This is a genomic window from Vibrio sp. 1874 (assembly GCF_033344395.1).
Taxonomy (GTDB): Bacteria; Pseudomonadota; Gammaproteobacteria; order Enterobacterales; family Vibrionaceae; genus Vibrio; species Vibrio alginolyticus.
In genome coordinates this window covers 40,533-59,140 of record NZ_JAWPOR010000009.1, presented here as the reverse complement: position 1 = coordinate 59,140, position 18,608 = coordinate 40,533, and the positions used below count along the sequence as shown (strand labels likewise).

The window sequence follows — 18,608 nt, the reverse complement described above, 5'->3', positions numbered from 1 at the left end:
TATGGCATCTCCTCGTTTTCTTGTTGGTATTGACCTTGGCACCACAAACACTGTGGTGGCGTATTGTGAAATCACCGACAACCTTGAACAATCCGAAGTATCCCTATTTGACATCGACCAACTGATTGGTCCCGGTGAAGTGGTTCGTAAACCCTTACTGCCCTCTTTCCGCTATCACCCTGCGGTTGGTCAAATCTCCCCTTCTGACCTAACACTCCCTTGGGAAAACGAACCTGTCTCTGGCGACATTAGTAATGTGATCGTGGGTGAATGGGCTCGTGAATTAGGCGCTAAGGTGGAAGGACGTCAGGTATCCAGTGCTAAAAGCTGGCTATCGCACCAAGCAGTGGATCGTAGTTCAGACATTCTTCCTTGGGCCGGTGCGCAAGACGTAGATAAAGTCTCACCCGTTATTGCCAGCGCAAGCTACCTCAACCACATTCGTCAAGCATGGAACTACCGTCATCCTAGCAATAAGTTAGAAGACCAAGATGTGGTTGTGACCGTTCCAGCTTCGTTCGATGAAACCGCTCGTAAGCTCACGCTTGAAGCTGCACAGCTGGCAGGTTTAAAGAAAATCGTCCTGCTCGAAGAGCCACAAGCCGTATGTTACGACTGGTACGCACGCCACCAGCAGACCGCTGCTGATGAACTCAAAGAGTTGCCGCTGATTCTGGTGTGTGATGTGGGCGGTGGTACTACCGACTTGAGCTTGATTGAAGCCAGTTTCTCTTCTCAAGATGAGCTAGCCCTTGACCGCATTGGCGTTGGCGAACACTTAATGCTGGGCGGTGACAACCTCGACTTAGCATTAGCGCACCTTGCGGAGAGCCGCCTTTCTCAAAATAAAGGGGAACAAAGTAAGAAGCTCACTGCCGCAAGCCTGACTAAGTTGATTCAGCAAACTCGCAAGGCGAAAGAAAACCTACTTTCATCGAGCGCACCTGAAGAAGTAAAAATCACCATGCTGGGCAGCGGCTCGAAACTTCTTGGCGGAACAAAGAGTATTGGGCTGAGCAAACAAGAAGTGCACCAAATCGCTTTAGATGGCTTCTTCCCGCTTTCTGATTTCAGTGAAGTGCCGGACAAACGCCGCAGCGCGGTTGTCGAGTTTGGTCTTCCATACGTTGCTGACCCAGCGGTGAGCAAACACGTTGCCGAGTTCTTAACTCAGCACCAACAAGTTGCTCGTGCCGCTCTTCGCATTGAAGACGACAAACAAAATGCAATTCCAGTCGGTTTGCTACTTAACGGTGGTGTGTTCAACAGTGAACTTGTGATTGAGCGAGTCACTACCCTACTGTCCGATTGGCGCGGCGCTCCGGTTACGGTATTAGATAACCCACATCCAGATTGGTCTGTTGCACTAGGTGCTGTTGCGTTTGGTAAAGCACGTCGTGGTGCACAGCTAAAAATTGGTGGTGGTGCAGCGCGTTCTTACTTCTTGCATCTTCAAGAAAAGAACAAGATGGGCAAAGCGCTCTGTTTGCTTGCAAAAGGGACAGAAGAAGGTCACGAGATCCGCTTAAGTGGTCGTCGTTTCTCGCTTACCTTGGGTGAACCCGTTCGCTTTAACCTGCTGACTTCTACCCACGACACCTTAACCAATAACACCGCCATTCAAAACGGTGTAATGGTTGACGTTGATCCGGACTTGTTTGCTCCCCTGCCGCCTTATATCACCACCCTTGAAGGTGAAGGTGCCGAACTGCAAGCCAACCAGAAAGAGCGCGTAGAAGTGCAACTGGCGTGTCAGTTGACTGAAGTCGGCACGCTTAAGATGGAATGTGTCAGCGCAGAAGACGACAACAAACGTTGGGAGCTAGAATTCGAAGTTCGTAACAAGCAAACCGATGACAGCGAGCAAGTTAAACTTCACCCTAAGTTGAACGAATGTAAGGAGCTGATCGCTCGCCTTTACAGCGGTAATAAGAAAAGCGCGGAAAGCAAAGAGATCAAAACCTTAGCCAAAGATCTTGAGAAGAAACTTGGCAAACGCGATGAATGGGATTTCACGACCCTACGTCAACTGTTCGATACCTTTGCACAAGGTCGTAAGCGTCGCCGCCGTTCAGAACAACACGAGAAAAACTGGCTTCGTTTGGCTGGCTTTGCACTGCGTCCGGGCTTTGGCGATCCAACCGACTCATGGCGTATTGAGCAAGTTTGGGGTCTCTACCAACAAAACATTCAGTTTAAGAACCATCAAGGTTGGACCGACTGGTGGGTGTTCTGGCGTCGTATTGCCGGTGGTTTAAGCCAAGAGCAACAAGAGACCATCTTGGCGGACATCGCGAAATACCTACATCCTGGTGCGATGAAAAACCCACAATCCGCCAAAGCGGCACAAGATATGGGTTACGAGTCGATGGTGCGCTTGTCTGCCTCTCTGGAGCATTTAGAAGTCGAAGACAAAGTTCTATTGGCAACGTGGTTCTTGAGCAAAGCCATCAACCATAACCAGTTCGAACAAGCACACTGGTGGGCAATGGGTCGCTTGGCATCACGTACGCCTTTATATGGCAGTCAGCATAACGTCGTTCCTCGTGAACAAGCGGAACAGTGGTTGCCTAAGCTGCTAGAGCAGAACTGGCAGAAAGAGCCAATGATCGCTTTCGCAGCCGTAATGATTTGTCGTAAGACGGGCGACCGCCTATTCGATATCTCAGACGACTACCGTGAGCAGGTACTGGCTAAGTTGAAGCAAAGCAAGGTACCTGAATCTTGGGTATCACTGGTTGAAGAAGTCAAAGAGCTATCTGAGAGCGAATCGAAACGTATCTTCGGTGATGCACTGCCAAGCGGTCTGACACTGGTAAATAACTAGGCTCTCACGCTTATAAACGCAACAAAGCCCTTCTCGTGAAGGGCTTTGTTTTATCTGATTCTAATAGCTGACGAAAAACGACTCGTTAGTTCATTTCCGTATTGATCACCACATCACGCGTTTCATTATCCATATCACTAATGCCGACAACTGAGATTTCACGGTCAGATAAATTCTCAATCATGCTGTCTTCTAACCCACCGTCCGTCATCCACGCATAGAATTTTTCTGCAATACGATCCGAACCTTCCCCGACAAACGTTAATGTGACCTTCTTCATTTGTGACACTCCATCAATTTACGATTCAGCCACTTAAGCGTAGTATGTTTCACAAATATCGACATAAACTAGGACTAACTTCTTTTATGAGTATCGAAAAATTTGACGCGATTTATCAGCGCGCTGCCGAGCGTAAAGGTGGTGAAGATCAACTTGAAGCGCTTTTGTCTCATCCACTAAGCAAAGAAGAATTGGCAGCGATTCCCGACGACCGTTGGCTAGCCGCTTTTTCGATGAAGGTATTCCAAAGTGGGATTTCGTGGAGCGTGGTTCGCAACAAGTGGCCGAACTTCGAAGAAGTGTTCTTTGGGTTTAAGATTGAGCCGCTATTGATGCTGTCAGATGAGCAATGGGAAACCAAAGCAACCGACAAACGCATCATTCGCCACCTCACTAAAGTCATGTCGATTCCTGCCAACGCTCGTATGATCCACGAAGCAAAAATCGAATATGGCTCGTTTGGCAAAATGGTTGCCGATTGGCCGCAAGAGAAAATCACCGACCTATGGGCGTATTTGAAGAAACGCGGCAATCGCCTAGGCGGAAATACTGGCCCTTACACACTTCGTCAAATGGGCGTTGATACCTTTATCTTGTCTAGCGACGTGGAAGCTTACCTGCGTAATTGCAAGATCATTGAAGGTGGCAAAGATACGAAAAAATCGCTCGATGCAACCAACAAAGCGTTTGTTCAATGGCAGCAAGAAAGTGGCAGAAGCCTGTCTGAAATCAGCCAAATCATTGCGTTCAGTACCGGCGATAATCGCATTTAATCCAGACTGAACCCAAAATACAAACGGCGCACTGATCATTGGATTTAGTGCACCGTTTTTATGTTCATTGGTTCAAGTACACACTTACTTTGAAGCCAGTGATTCCCACTCAGTCAGTAGCTGCATAATACGGTGAGAGTCTTCCCATGTTGCACAAGGGTTTTCTAACGAGGTACGCCCCTCTTCAACCGCTTGGCGAATATTGCGCACTTGATAGAAGAAAGCGTCCCCAGTTGCCGGTACAGACACTTCCCGCTTCGACGTCTCGTAAATTTCCACACTAAACTGGTTATCTTGCGTTGGTAGCCATGGATTCGAGTCTAAGGTAATACAGCCTTTGCTACCCAGAATGGTGAACTGGTGTTTCAATCCATGATCTTCGGCAGTATGTACGCTCACCGTTTGTTGCTCACCAAATTGCATCATCAAGCTCGACTCGCAGATATTCCCATCATTACCTCGTCGGCCAATCGCTTTCATTGAACGGTTCTCAAAGGTTTGTTCACCCAACATGGTTTTAACCACCAAATGCACTAATGACATTGGATAGCAACCTAAGTTATACAAAGCACCTTTGCTGTCTGGATTAACAAACTGCGCAATCGACGCAATATAAGACGTATGGATGGAGCGAAGTTCACCAATCTCTCCCGATTTAAGCACCGAAACCAACTCACTGATCAATGGGTGATGCAAGTACATTAAGCCTTCAGCAAAGAATACCTTGTGCGCTTCTACGGCTTGAAGTGCCAGCTCGGTTTTTTCCATATCTACCGACAGTGACTTTTCACACAGGATCGCTTTGCCCTGCTCAGCCGCTTTGACGATAAAGTCATGATGAAGGTGATTTGGCAATGCGATATAAATAATGTCGACTTGCTCATCAGCAATCAACGCATCGTAATCGTTGAACGTATTCTCGATGCCATATTGCTCAGCAAATGCCTTTAAGTTTTGTTTCGAACGCCCAGCAACCGCGTACAGTTCACTCTTGTCATCGCCTTGGATTGCCTCAGCCATGACACCTGAGATAAAGCTTGTGCCTAAAATGCCCCATTTCATGTTCGCCTCTCCTATTGAGCTTGGGTTTCGAATGCTTGAACTAACTCTGCCATTTCAGCCGCAATAAACGCTTGTGTATGCGGCATAGCAAAATGCGCTTCAATCGCGGCGCGGTTTTCATATCGCTCCCAAAGAATCACACGTTGTGGATCTTTAGAATCGTAGGTCGCATTCGCTTGCAAGCACCCCGCTTCGCTTTGCATATCAAGGCAAAATTGTTCAATGGCTTCAACTACTTGTTGTCTTGGCTTATCGGCATTCATTTTCAGTTCGGCGGTAACAAAAATCGTCTCATTCATGATGGATCTCTTTCTCCATTCTTAATCATACGCCCACTGTAATTAACCTCGTTTGATTGATAAACTCTGCTTTAGTTATTTCTTTATCAACTCTGGGTGTGCAATGGATAAATTAACAAGCATGAAAGTTTTCGCTTACGTGGTCGAACACGGCAGCTTTCGTAATGCTGCACACCACTTTGATATTTCACCGACCATGGTTGGCAAGCACATGAGCTTTCTTGAGCAAAGCTTAGGTACGCAGTTGATTCATCGCACCACGCGCAAACAGTCCTTGACCGAAGCTGGCAGACTCTACTATCAAGAGTGCCACCGCATTATTGAAGACATCACCAACGCAGAGAACCTAATCCAGACGCTGATCAACCGCCCAACTGGAACAGTAAAAGTTAACTGCCCAGTTACCTATGGTAAAAAGGTGATTGCGCCCATCGTGGCTGACTTCTTAGCAGAATTTCCCGAACTGAACGTTGAGTTAATGTTGGATAACAGTTTGATTGACCCATATCGAAGCGAAGCAGACGTGATTATTCGTATTGGTGAGTTGGTCGATTCATCGTTAGTTGCAAGAAAACTCGGGCAATACGACATGACTTACTGCGCCTCACCCTCTTATCTTGAACAACATGCCCCTATCCAATCGCTTGATGACCTTGAACATCATCATTGTTTGGGATTTCAGTACCACCAAGGGGAAAGCCAACAGGTGGTGAACATGCCATCTAATACCTTTGGAAACAGCAACACCCGATTAACGTCTAATAATGGTGATGTGCTTAAGTTAGCCGCGTTAAAAGGCTCTGGTGTTCTTCTTCAACCAAAGATCTTAGTTGAACAGGAAATTCAATCTGGTGCCTTGGTAGAAATTCTCCAGCAACATACTCCCAAGCCAAAACCGATCCACCTGCTTTACCGTTCAAAACAGCTTTCCCTTAAAAACCGCACCTTGGTTGATTTTGTTCTTTCGCATGTGAATCCGTAACACCACCTCATAAAGCGGCGACAATTTAACCACTCAATCAACTTTTATTGTCGATATGACAAATATTATTTCTTGTTAATTGTCTTTATTTTTCAGGCCGTTAGTATAGAACGCTCATTTAGTGAACACTATTTGTTGATTCCCATCAATTGCATTGCTCTGACAAAGTGACTAGGATTGCCGCCTTTCCTGAGTGAACTATCAAAAAATATCGAGAAATTTAATCTAATTTCTCTTCCTGTTCGTGTGCAATCACAACATTTACACTCATTTCAAATTGCATAAGCACATTCCTTTGCTTATGAAAACGACATTGATTTCTCAACGCTTTTAGTCACGTATGTGACTTTTTGGCTTGAGAGAGATTTTTATTCAAGGTAGGTCACAAGGACGCTCCCCCTTGACTGCATTTACTGGAGGATAAGATGCCTAAAGGTCTAATGCTGACTGACTTAGCCATCGCTGGCTTACTATTGATTTTGGCAAAAGTCATTCGCGTTCACGCGCCATTACTACAGCGTATGTACATTCCATCGGCGGTTCTCGCGGGATTATTCGGTCTAATTTTTGGACCAGCCCTGCTAGACGTACTGCCTTGGACCGATACCTTTACCGCTAACGCAAGCCTGTTAACTGCTGCACTTTTTTCTGCGTTAGGTCTGGCAACGGATGTTCCATCACCTAAAACCGTAGCACAGCGCGCTGGCTCATTGTGGGCATTCAACCAAATCGCTTCTGTTTCACAGTGGTTGTTTGCAGCAATGTTTGGTCTCGCGATCACTACCTTCTTCTGGCCAGAGATTAATCCCGGCTTTGGTGTGACAATGTCTGCGGGTTTTATGGGCGGACATGGCTCTGCATCTGTTGTTGGTGAAATCTTCACGGGGCTTGGCTGGGAAGATGGCTTCACACTTGGCTTAACGTTCGCAACCGTGGGTATTTTCATTTCAATTTCTGTCGGCATGCTCATGCTGCAATTCGCATTGAAGATGGGTTGGATTCGTAGCTTTACGACCTTCGACAGCATGGATGAACACGAACGCAAAGGCCTTGTTAAGCCTGTTGATCAAGAACCGGTAATGAAAGACACCATGTCTTCCCTGTCAGTCGATTCTTTCGCGATTCACGCGGCGTTGGTTGTAGTGGTAACGGCTTTCTCGTATGTAGCGGCTAACTACTTATCTTCTTTCCACGATAAGGTACAAATTCCTACGTTCGTAACTGGCTTCCTTGGCGGCATGCTCGTGCGAATCGTCGCGAAACAAACGAAAGCTTCACGCTATCTTTGTGACGGTGCATTCAAACATGCTGCGGGCATCAGTACCGATTATTTGATTATCTTTGGTATCTCAGCCATCAAGATTACCGTCTTAGCCCAGTATTTAATGCCGATGGTAGTGCTTGCAATCGGCGGTATCGCCTTCACACTATGGCTAATCTTCTGGGTTGCCCCACGTATCATGGGAGAAGATTGGTTCGAGAAAGGCATTTTCTCTTGGGGTTGGTTAACCGGTACAGTTGCCATGGGTATTGCGTTGCTTCGCATTGTTGATCCAAAAATGCGTAGCAAGGTGCTTGATGATTACGCCATCGCTTATGTCCCTGGCTCAATCACTGACATCTTCATCATCTCTTTGATGCCAATCGCGATGTATAACGGCATGCACTGGCAAGCGCTTGGTGTAGGATTAGGTTACATCGCAATTGTCTTATTTATTTGGCGATTCATTTTTAAACGTAACAGCAGTGCTCTGACACACGAATCATAGTCGCTTTACTCGGGAGGATTTTGTCCTCTCGAGTTCATTCCTTGGTTTTTCTCAAAATCACTCCCTACCTCAAAAATAAGCAACTTGTTTTATATTTGAGATTTGCAATCCCGATCTCTTACTATCATTCTTTTTTAATACTTGACCTGAAAGTTTCTATATCAGAATAGCCGCCTATTCGTTTCTAAAACATGGAGAAAGGCTGTGCGTCGCTCTCAAGGATTTACTCTTATTGAACTCATTGTGTGCATCATCATTCTTGGTATTGTAAGCGTCGTTGCATTTCCTAAATTTCTTGGCTTACAAAAAGATGCCAGGGTGTCGGTTCTATATGGAGCCAGAGAAGCACTCATGACCGCCAACAACTTTGTCTACACCAAAGCAGTGATTCAATCTCAAGAGACAGTAGATGGCGGCATACAATATAACATTGATCTAGATAATGACGGCCATAACGACCTAATTGGTTACTTTGGATTTATCAAAAATGTTATTCCAGCAAAAGAGCTAGCAGGCTTTGATCCGCAACTCACTATCAACACTTGGTATGGGGTAGACAGCCCAGACGAGCCCTACTTCCTTATTGGTTTTGCAAACAAGCCTGTTGGTCCAGAACATATGTGTTATGTCGAAGTTTACTACCCAGAAACTCCTGGTGGCCAAGTGAAATACAAAATACAAACTGACGATTGCTAATTCCCATAGAGAGTGGCAGTAACACTTTTACTTTTGGTGTCTTCATCGTTATTGCAAGGTAATGGCTCCAAAACCATCATTAACAACTATTTCACATAATGTCGTCGCACAATGAGCTCATAGAGATAAACCCAGTAATTTGCGCCGACACATGGCTATAATTGAAACAATCTATCGTTTTTAAACCCGCCTATAAGTTGTGCTTGTAAACTCATCATTTCGCTCAATAATAGTTCTATAACAAATTCAATAATTTAAAGCGGGAGGCGTAATGAGAATATTCTGGCAGCTACGTTGGTATTTCCAACAAAAGTGGAGGCACTATGTCGGATCCATTCTGCTTTTCGCTGTGATATCAGCACTACAGCTTGTTCCGCCCAAAGCAGTTGGCATCATAGTTGACGGCGTCGTAGACAACACTTTAGATACAAATACGCTGATTCTATGGCTCTCAGGGTTAACTGTACTGATCTTTACTATTTATGGGTGTCGCATCTTATGGCGAATTTGGCTTTTCGGCGCAAGCTGGGAGCTCGGGACCATTCTACGTAACCGTCTATATAGGCATTTATCGACACAGCCACCTCGTTTTTTTGAACGTTACAAGACGGGGGATCTGATGGCTCGTGGCACTAATGATGTGCGTAATATCGTTATGACAGCCGGCGAAGGGGTTTTAACCGCCGCAGACTCTTTGATCACTGGTATTGCGGTTTTAATCATTATGGTAACGCAAGTAAGCTGGAAGCTCACCGTAATGGCGCTTCTTCCAATGCCATTTCTTGCCATCATCATCTTCTTTATTGTGCGTATCCTACATCAACGCTTTCGTGTCGCTCAGGAAGCCTTTTCTACCATGTCAGACATGACACAAGAGTCACTTAATGGCGTGCGAATGCTGCGTGCTTTCGGATTAGAAAACCAAGAGCAGCAACGTTTTGAAGAGGTTGTGGATGATACTGGCGAAAAGAACATCGCTGTCGCAAGAGTCGATGCTAGATTTGACCCGGCAATTCAGTTAACCATCGGTCTTTCTTTCCTTCTTAGTGTCGCTGCTGGTGCTTACCTTGTTGATAAAGGTGAGATCACGCTTGGTGATCTGACCGCATTTACGATGTATTTAGGGTTGATGATATGGCCGATGTTGGCATTCGCATTCCTATTTAACATTTTAGAAAGAGGCTCTGCTGCATGGAACCGATTACAAGAGATCTTTGATGAAAAGCCAGAAATTATCAGTGGCAATAAGCCAATAGAAAATAAACCACTTCCGTTAAAAATTGATATCGACGATTTCCATTGGTCTAGTGATTTACCGCCCGCTTTGACGGAAGTAAACATCGAACTGGAACCCGGAAAAATGTTGGGAGTTGCAGGGCCGGTAGGAAGCGGAAAATCGACCCTGTTAACACTACTTTTGCGTCAACATGATTTAGAAAACGGCTCAATTAAATTCGGTGATGTCAAGATCAAGGATGCCCTACTTCCACAGTGGCGCAACCGTTTTGCTGTCGTTAACCAAAGTCCGTTTCTATTCTCCAAATCTATCTTCGACAATATTGCCTTAGGCAACCCTAATGCAGAGAAAGAAGAAGTCTATAGAGCAGCAAAGTTAGCCTGTATACATGACGATATTGAAAAGTTTCCTGAAGGCTACCAAACAGAAGTTGGTGAAAAAGGCATTACACTCTCCGGCGGGCAAAAACAACGTATTGCGATAGCACGCGCTATGCTGCTGAATGCCCAAGTGTTGGTTTTGGACGATGCACTTTCCGCTGTTGATGGACGGACCGAACATCAAATCCTTAAGAATTTGGAAACACACTACCGTGATCAAGCCCTAATCGTTATTGCGCACCGCCTCACCGCATTGGAAGCAGCAGACGAGATCATTGTCTTGAATCACGGCCACATTACTGAACGTGGGCAACATAGCGCTTTATTAGCGCATCAGGGATGGTACGCCGAAATGTTCGAGTACCAAAAACTAGAACAGGCGATGGAGGAATAATGAATGAACCAGACCAGCACGTTTAAACGGTTAATGTCTTACCCATTATCTCAACCAAAGCCAATGATTAAAGGACTCGCCTTGCTGTTTATTGCAGCGTTAGCTAGCGCCGGCGGCCCTTGGTTGATTCAATATTTCATTGATGAGCACATCGCTAAAGGTGACTATTCACAAAATGTTCTGATTTCGCTAGCAGTAGGTTATATCGCTCTTCAGATCGTATCGGCAACATTCCAGTATTTTCAGTCATTGCAATTTAGCATTGTCGCGGCTAACACGATCAAAGCGATTCGTAAGCAAGTATTTTCTGGCGTGATTAAGCAGCCGTTATCTGCGTTTGATTACACTCCTGCTGGAAAATTGGTGTCGCGAATCACCAACGATACGGAATCTTTACAGCAATTTTATGAGCTTTTGATCGCGACCGTGGTGAAAAACGTGGTCATGATTGTCGTAATGCTTGGCGTTATGTTTTTCATGAGTTGGAAGCTCACACTCGTTGTGCTTGTATTGCTGCCGATCGTCATCGGCTTTATGTACTTGTTTAAGCAGCTAAGTACAGAAAGCTACCGAAAGATGCGTGACCTATTGACCGATATAAATGCGAATCTGAGTGAATCCATTCAAGGGATGAGTGTCATTCAATTAATGCAACAAGAAGAGCGTTTTAATAAACAGTTCAACGAGCTAACCGCAGAGCATCTGGTGGCATCTAAACGAGTGATTCGGCTAAACGGCTATCTGCTAAGACCATTAATGGACTTACTCGCTGGTCTTGCGTTGCTTTGCTTGGTTGCGATCTTTGGTTTTAATGGTATTGAGTTGATTGGTGTGGGGGTACTGTATGCATTTATCAGTTATCTTGCGCGAGTTACTGAACCACTAATTGAGATGACTCAGCAACTTGCTCTACTTCAGCAGGCGTTAGTATCAAGCGAACGTGTTTTTGAATTAATTGACGCGAAAGAACAAACTTACGGGGACAATCATCAACCATTAAGGTCAGGTGCTATCGAACTTAGAGATCTCACATTTAGCTACGATGGTAAACAGGACGTCCTAAAAGACATTTCGTTGAAGGCCAACCACCAAGACTTTATCGCGCTTGTCGGGCATACAGGAAGCGGTAAAAGCACATTAGCGTCACTGTTAATGGGCTTTTATCCAACGCAATGTGGCGAACTGCTCATAGATGGTCGTCCACTTAAAACATTAGGGAAAGACGTACTTCGCAAAGATGTGGCAATGGTCCAACAAGATCCACATATTCTCCCTGCTTCAGTCAGAGAAAACATCTCTCTCAGTCGGGCGGTTGATGACAATCAAATATGGGATGCGTTAGACAAGGTAGGTTTGGCAGAACAAATTCATCGTTACCCTAACGGGCTAGACACGCAGTTAGGTCAAGGCGAAACTAATTTATCTGCGGGTCAGAAACAGCTTTTGGCGTTAGCACGTGTGCTTGTGGTAAAACCTAAGATATTGATATTAGATGAAGCAACCGCAAATATTGACTCAGGAACAGAGGCTTTAATCCAAAAGAGCTTGGCGGTACTCAGACAAGACATGACGCTCGTTGTTATTGCTCATCGGCTGTCAACTATCCTAGATGCAGACCAAATCATTGTTCTTCATCATGGGGAGTTAGTCGAGAAAGGCACACACAAAGCACTCTTAACGCAAAATGGTCGTTATGCTCAAATGTATCAGTTACAGCAAGCAAACCGACACCTACAACAGATTGAAGAAGACACCAAGCAACTCGAAGAAGCGGTGTGATTTTATGCCCGTGCCCTCTTTTATTTAGTCGGCATGGGCATAATTGGTGTAACTTCAAAATTTAGCCTTGTAAGCTTCCAATTTCTTCATAATGTGAACTAATTTTCTATTTCTTACCTATTATTGACATAACCCCTCGCTATATCACGCAAGGTCGTTGTAAAATCGTACGGTACTTAAGTCTACTGCCTGTGGCATTGGGCTGAATTCCGCTTTCTAATTATGCACATTAATCTCATGACACAAGTCCATGGACAAAGATAAGTTTACTAACATCTATCGCTTGCCTGGTTCGATTCAAATTCGTATCGGTAAATGGCAAAAGACGTTCCGCGGCACCTCTGATTTAGTTTTACATCAGGCGCTAATGGAGCGTAATAAGCAATTTAAGAAGCCAGACTTTTTACCTAAAGGCTGGTGTGTCACTCCTGTTGATGAAAACGACATTACCATTACGCATCACGGTAAATATATCCAAACCGTTATGCGCACAATGCTGGACAGAAAGGTCTCATACAAGCGACTGTTCCTATCTCGAATGAGTCTCGAAGATGGTGAAAAAGTGCTCCACAATTACAAGCTGGAGTGGGTAAGAAAACATAACCAGATCGCCAAAAAGTACAATCAAATTAAAAAGAAACAATATATGAACTTTGCAAGAGAAGAAGAGGAAACCCTCTACCCTTCGATTCCAAAGGGTGAGTTTGACAAAACATTATGGAACAAACTTGTCGTATCATCGTTTGGTCCGCAGAAAAAGTACAAAAACCCGCACTTTGTCCGTAAAGCCGATTTCTAAATAAACACCCCTAAAGTTAGGGGTGTTTATTTATACGTTAACTCACCAGTCGTAAGTTAAACTTGCAATAACATTTTGTCGGTCGCCATACCAACAAAAACCATCACATGTCGCTATGTACTTTTTATCCGCGATGTTTTTAGCTGCGACTTGTAGCTTGTAATCGCCGATTCGATAACTGACCGTCGCATCCATTAAGAAATAACTTGGTACTTTTAGTCTCTCTTCATTGTCTCCGTATGACTCACCTGTATAGCGCGCGCCTAAGCCAACAGCAAAGCCATCAAGAGGTCCATCAAAGAAACGATAATGTGCCCAAGCTGATGATACGGTATTCGCCACTTGGGAAGGTGTTTTGCCAACCCATGCCTTATTGATGTCTTCTTTTATCTCTGCATCAACGTACGCAATGTTCCCGATCAATGTTAAGGATGGTGTCACATTAGCTACAGCTTCAAACTCAACGCCGTTATTTTCTATTTTTCCTATTTGCGTTAATTCACTCAAGTAGATACGAGCCAAGTTTTCTTTTGTTGCCCGATACGTTGCAATATTGAAATAGCCATCAAATGAATCCGGTTGGTATTTCATACCGATTTCAAATTGATCACCGCTTTCAGGCTTCGCTGGCTTACCATTGCTGTCTTCTTGAATAATTGGATCAAAGTACTGAGAGTAACTAAAGTATGGCGTGAAGCCAGAATTAGAAATATAAGCCGTTCCCACGCTAAACGTCCACTCTCCATGATCGACTTTCGTGCGAGCACCCGTGGTAACATTATGTACTTCATTACTTGTATCGTCGTAACGTGCGCCCAATAACATCGCCCATTTATCGTTGATCAGCATATGATCTTGAAAGTAGACGCCGAGCTGCTGATTATCGATTTTCGTTCTTTGTTTATCGGTTTCGCTCAATGGTTGTAGCGTATTCGGATCGAGTAACATTATGTTATCCGAATAAGTAGGATTAAATACATTAAACCTAGGATCGGGCAAAGCTCCCATTGGTGTGTTTAATAATGCATTACCATTAGCAACGATAGGGTCATTGGCAAAATCTTTACCATCGATACTGATCATTTGAAAATCTATGCCCAACATCAAGTTATGCTCAACACTTCGCCAATTTACTTGGTGCATCAAACGATTATCGATATTAAAAGCATCAGATGACCCATCTTCTGTTGAAGCACCCCGAAGTATGGTTTTGCGTTCATTTGATGGGTCCAAAACCGGCCCCAACGCAGGCACGTCAGCCGAGTAAACGTACGAATACATTTGTCTTAGCTTAACATCCATTTCGCTGTAACGAGCTGCTTGAGCAAATGAAGTGGTATCATTAAATGCATGAGAAAACTCATAGCCTAAAGACACCTGCTCACGCTCAAACGTCTCCCAGTTAGGATTGCCTATCGCTAAACTATCACTGATCTTTCCATTTTTGTTTGGCGTTAACGTTCCTTCAACTGGCAAAAATTGCAGATAAGGATCTGAGTCGTCTTTTTGATAGCTCGTTAGAAAGGTAATTTCAGACGTCTCATTAAATTTGTACGTCATCGATGGAGAGAGAAGAATGCGCTCTGCTTCTACCCCACTAATTCTCGTCCCATTTTTTCTCGCTAACCCTTGAAAGCGGAAAGCTAGCTGCTCACTCACCTCAGAGTTTACGTCAAGAGAAAGTTGTTTACGGTCTTCAGAACCGTACTCCAAAGATACAAGTCCTGACCCCCCATCAAATTGAGGTCGCTTACTGACAACATTGATAACCCCACCTGGAGGGTTTTGCCCATAAAGAACAGACGCTGCACCACGTAAAACTTCAACCCTCTCTAACGCAAACGGATCTATTTGCCAACTATAGAAGCCAGAAGAATATAAACGGGTACCATCTTGATACAACCCGCTGTTCGCCTGTTTAAAACCACGAATAATAAACCAATCTTGCTTGTTATCTTCGCCAAAATAGTTAGTTTGAATGCTTGGTGTGTACTGTAGCGCGTCAGAAATGCTAATAGAGGCACGATCATCCATTTGCTCTCGCGTAACAACAGACACCGCTCTTGGAGTCTCATTGATGGCAATATCAGTTTTCGTCGCTGCCCGACTCTTCGCTCCAAGATAACTAAAATCAGGACCAACTGCACTGTCTTGCTGCTGTCCAATCACAACTATATTTTCATCTTCCTGAGCCAAGACATTTGGCGTTGATAAAGCTAATACAACCGCCATCGACGTTGGTGTCAGCATAAACTGCCGAGTCATATTCTTCTCCTTTTTGTCGGCAGCCAAACCAACCCTTCATGACTTCAGCGACCGCTGAAAGAAAAGCGAGTTACGGCATCGCCAGTTGTTTCCGTAAAAGACAAACCAGAGGTTTTGCATAAAGCACTCGCATAGGTTACGAATGCCACTACGAGTGCTTATTTGTATAAGTACTTTCTTGGTTGAGGCTTAGCTCATTTCTATAAGCGGCGTAAACCCCACATTAAATACAAACCGCCAATGAGAGACGCCATAAGCCCTGTTGGTATTTCTTGCGGGTAAAGGACCTGTCGTCCCAACCAGTCAGCCAACAACATCACCCCTGCCCCCAGTATCGCGGCGCATAACATGTGTTGTGACGCTTTGTTAAAACCAAATAAGCGAGCTAAATGCGGAGCCAACAACCCAACAAAGCTAATCGGGCCAACAACCAATGTCGCACTGACCGTGAGACAAGCAACTAAAAGAAGCAGTATTGCGCGTGAACGATCAACTCGAATTCCAAGTGCTTTAGAGGAAGCGGCACCGACAGGAAGAATATCTAGCCATCTTACGCAGAGAAAACTCAACCCTTTAAAGACAAGCGCAGATAAAGACAATGGGAGTAACGTTTCAACCGAGACATAGTAGGTAGACCCAGACAACCAAGCCAATGCTTGATAACTTCTTGGGTCACCAGTGGCTAGAATAAAGCTCTGTATTGCATTCATCAGTGCGGTTATCGCAATACCAGTCAACAAAATACGCTCCGGCTGAAAGCCTGACTTACGGTTTAGCAGCACAATGACTAATACCGTCGCTAATGCGCCTACGAGCCCGCCTAGAGAAAGAGTGAAAATTGACGAACCAAACCCAGTAAACATCGCGATGATCAATCCCATCGCTGTCCCTGAACTGATACCGATCACTTCAGGACTTGCCATTGGGTTTCCACTTAGGCGTTGAATCATGGTTCCAGCAATCGCCAACATTGCCCCCGCAATTGCTGCTGCAAATAATCTAGGTGCGCGCCATTCCAAAAAAATCCAATTTTGGCTAGCAAATAAGTTTGTCCACCCTTCATTTTGCACAGCAACCGTGGCAAAAAGGACAACGGAAATTAACGTACCGATCAACGCCAATGAGATCGCTTTAGGGTTTAGCTTGTAAACATGTTGACGGTGTCGAGTTAACACTGTTTGAGTATGGCCCTGCGTCTTTTGTGATAAACGAGGTAACAGCCATAACAGTAACGGAGCGCCCAATGCAGCCGTTGCTGCTCCCGTTGGTATAAAACTCGCCATTAGCCCTGGCAGTTGCTGAATAACCAAATCGGTTAAAGTCAATAACATGGCACCAATCAGCATTGATACCCAAAGCTTATGCTGGATTTTATTGATACCTATCAATCGAGTAATCGCTGGCGCCGCTAACCCGATGAAACCGATGATTCCTACGGCAGAAACCACCCAAGAAGTGATTAACACCGCAAGCCCAAGACAGACAAAACGCAACTTAGCTAACGAGACACCTAAACTCTTGGCACCTTGCTCGGAGAGTTCCAACAGACTTAACGGCTTTGCAATCACAAATGCAACGACCGTAGCAAGTGCGATTCGAGGTGCAAGATACGAGAAATCTCCCCATCCACTCTGAACAAGCGAACCGGCTCCCCATATCATTAACCCATTCAGCTTTTCGGTATTCATCATCAGAATAACCGTACTTAATGATGCAAAGTACAGGTTTATCACTAACCCAGAAACGACGACAACCGTTGGAGATAACGCTCGTCGCCATGACAACAGCATCACCAACCCCATCGATATCACACCGCCGATGAGAGCAACCAAATTAGGCGCGATATCCAACATCCAAGGTGCGAATAGCGTAGCTAACATCAAAGCAAAACTTGAACCACTCGCCACACCAAGTGTCGTGGGTGAAGCGAGAGGGTTACGCAGCACTTGCTGCATCAATACCCCAGCAACCGCTAATCCAGCACCAGATATAATCGTGGTGAAGACTCGAGGCCACCAGCTAAAGTGAAGTAAAACAGAATCGATAGATTGAAAGTTAGGCTCCCATAAACTGCTTAGAGCTAACGAAAATGAGCTTACTTGGTACAATTGGAAAGCACCAATAGAAAAGGTAAATGCCGAAAGTAACACCACAAAGCTTAAAGGCATCGTTTTCATTGTGTTAACTCCTCGACCTTACTCGCCGTAACTAACTCTGCGAAACGGAGGGCTGAAGGCATAGAACCAAAACTCCAAACGGGCGCGACTTGCATGACCTTTTCACCAGATTGTTGAACAACATATTGCCAAAATGGGTCTTGAGAGAGCTGCTCCGCTCCACCATAAGGTAATGGCTCTACGATAACGATTTGAGCTTTTATGCCAGCTAACTTGTCGATGCCAACTAGGCTGAAGCCCCAGCTATTCGTCTTTTCATTCCATGCATTACTCAGCCCAATCTTTTCGATAGCCTGGGAGTAAAGACTATTTTGACCAAAAACACGTACGTGCTTTGTATCCATAAACTGAATCATTAGAAGTGGCGGCTGGCCTTTATTTATACGCTGTTTTAATAAAGACAAACGTTTTTCATATTGTTGGATAAGCGCCTCTGCTTCCGCCTCTCTTCCCAGCTCTTCACCAAACCTCCGAGTGAAACTGGTAAGTACCGACCAATCCGTAATCCCGCTTTCATATAAGTCAATGGTGGTAACCGGGGCGATATCAACTAAGCGATGCTTCATTGAGGAGAAGTACGGGGCAATAAAAATACGATCAGGTCTGAGCTCGTAAATGCGCTCTATATTGGGTTGAGTTCTTAACCCTACATCCTTCGTTTGAGGTGGTAACGGTGGCGATTTTACCCAAGCATCGTAATCTTGCCCTTGAGCAACGCCTACAGGTACGACCCCTAAAGCCAACATCGTTTCAGTTTGTGTCCAATCAACCGACATCACCCGAGGTGATGCGTCAGCTAGTGCTTGAAAAGAACTGACCAAAAGCGCACTAAGTGAGAGAGCGAAAGAGAAATGTTTAAGTCGAGTGTTTGTACTGCTCATTATTCCAA

General features: G+C 44.9%; 14 protein-coding genes. 8 read left to right on the top strand and 6 right to left on the bottom strand.

All coding sequences use genetic code 11. From position 1 onward, the window contains the following. Position 1 precedes the first annotated feature (1 nt). Positions 2 to 2,827: an Hsp70 family protein gene (locus R8N46_RS16115; protein ID WP_213972487.1), complete on the top strand. Its 2,826-nt coding sequence runs from the start codon at positions 2 to 4 to the stop codon at positions 2,825 to 2,827. A gap of 85 nt (positions 2,828 to 2,912) precedes the next feature. Here R8N46_RS16115 and R8N46_RS16110 read toward each other — a convergent pair whose 3' ends face one another. Continuing rightward, a complete protein-coding gene (locus tag R8N46_RS16110; protein ID WP_005377692.1) occupies positions 2,913 to 3,107 on the bottom strand; it encodes a hypothetical protein in 195 nt (64 codons plus the stop codon). 86 nt (positions 3,108 to 3,193) lie between these two features. On the opposite strand from R8N46_RS16110, the gene R8N46_RS16105 reads away from it, so the two are divergent. After that, positions 3,194 to 3,880: a DNA-3-methyladenine glycosylase I gene (locus R8N46_RS16105; protein ID WP_005377694.1), complete on the top strand. Its 687-nt coding sequence runs from the start codon at positions 3,194 to 3,196 to the stop codon at positions 3,878 to 3,880. A gap of 84 nt (positions 3,881 to 3,964) precedes the next feature. On the opposite strand, the gene R8N46_RS16100 is transcribed toward R8N46_RS16105, so the two are convergent. Next, the gene (locus R8N46_RS16100) at positions 3,965 to 4,942 is read right to left on the bottom strand and encodes a Gfo/Idh/MocA family protein (RefSeq protein WP_115385960.1); all 978 of its coding nucleotides are present in this window, start codon (positions 4,940 to 4,942) and stop codon (positions 3,965 to 3,967) included. An 11-nt stretch (positions 4,943 to 4,953) separates the two neighbouring features. Further along, positions 4,954 to 5,241: a putative quinol monooxygenase gene (locus tag R8N46_RS16095; protein WP_213972486.1), complete on the bottom strand. Its 288-nt coding sequence runs from the start codon at positions 5,239 to 5,241 to the stop codon at positions 4,954 to 4,956. A gap of 103 nt (positions 5,242 to 5,344) precedes the next feature. Here R8N46_RS16095 and R8N46_RS16090 point away from each other — a divergent pair, with 103 nt between their 5' ends. The 6 genes from R8N46_RS16090 (at position 5,345) to R8N46_RS16065 (ending at position 13,277) form a co-directional block, all read left to right on the top strand. Beyond that, entirely contained in the window at positions 5,345 to 6,223 is an 879-nt protein-coding gene (locus R8N46_RS16090; protein ID WP_213972485.1) for a LysR family transcriptional regulator, read from the top strand. 425 nt (positions 6,224 to 6,648) lie between these two features. Then, positions 6,649 to 7,992, top strand: coding sequence for a sodium/glutamate symporter (locus R8N46_RS16085; protein WP_115385957.1), 1,344 nt, complete (start codon positions 6,649 to 6,651; stop codon positions 7,990 to 7,992). 204 nt (positions 7,993 to 8,196) lie between these two features. Continuing rightward, on the top strand, positions 8,197 to 8,688 hold the full coding sequence (locus R8N46_RS16080; protein ID WP_104979150.1) for a prepilin-type N-terminal cleavage/methylation domain-containing protein: 492 nt from the start codon (positions 8,197 to 8,199) through the stop codon (positions 8,686 to 8,688). A gap of 271 nt (positions 8,689 to 8,959) precedes the next feature. Continuing rightward, positions 8,960 to 10,699, top strand: a complete 1,740-nt coding sequence (locus R8N46_RS16075; RefSeq protein WP_115385956.1) for an ABC transporter transmembrane domain-containing protein — start codon at positions 8,960 to 8,962, stop codon at positions 10,697 to 10,699. 3 nt (positions 10,700 to 10,702) lie between these two features. Then, positions 10,703 to 12,478, top strand: coding sequence for an ABC transporter transmembrane domain-containing protein (locus tag R8N46_RS16070; RefSeq protein ID WP_042522895.1), 1,776 nt, complete (start codon positions 10,703 to 10,705; stop codon positions 12,476 to 12,478). Positions 12,479 to 12,728: 250 nt separating this feature from the next. Further along, positions 12,729 to 13,277, top strand: coding sequence for a hypothetical protein (locus R8N46_RS16065; RefSeq protein ID WP_017820633.1), 549 nt, complete (start codon positions 12,729 to 12,731; stop codon positions 13,275 to 13,277). A gap of 42 nt (positions 13,278 to 13,319) precedes the next feature. Here the strand turns inward: R8N46_RS16065 and R8N46_RS16060 are convergent, their stop codons facing one another. The 3 genes from R8N46_RS16060 to R8N46_RS16050 all read right to left on the bottom strand — a co-directional run bounded on the left by R8N46_RS16060 (position 13,320) and on the right by R8N46_RS16050 (position 18,600). Then, the gene (locus tag R8N46_RS16060; protein ID WP_115385955.1) at positions 13,320 to 15,542 is read right to left on the bottom strand and encodes a TonB-dependent siderophore receptor; all 2,223 of its coding nucleotides are present in this window, start codon (positions 15,540 to 15,542) and stop codon (positions 13,320 to 13,322) included. Positions 15,543 to 15,742: 200 nt separating this feature from the next. Next, entirely contained in the window at positions 15,743 to 17,719 is a 1,977-nt protein-coding gene (gene fhuB, locus R8N46_RS16055) for a Fe(3+)-hydroxamate ABC transporter permease FhuB (RefSeq protein WP_115385954.1), read from the bottom strand. Then, positions 17,716 to 18,600 (bottom strand): iron-siderophore ABC transporter substrate-binding protein, encoded by an 885-nt coding sequence (locus R8N46_RS16050; protein WP_005377718.1) that lies wholly within the window; start codon positions 18,598 to 18,600, stop codon positions 17,716 to 17,718. Before R8N46_RS16050 ends, fhuB begins: the two co-directional genes overlap by 4 nt. Positions 18,601 to 18,608: the final 8 nt, after the last annotated feature.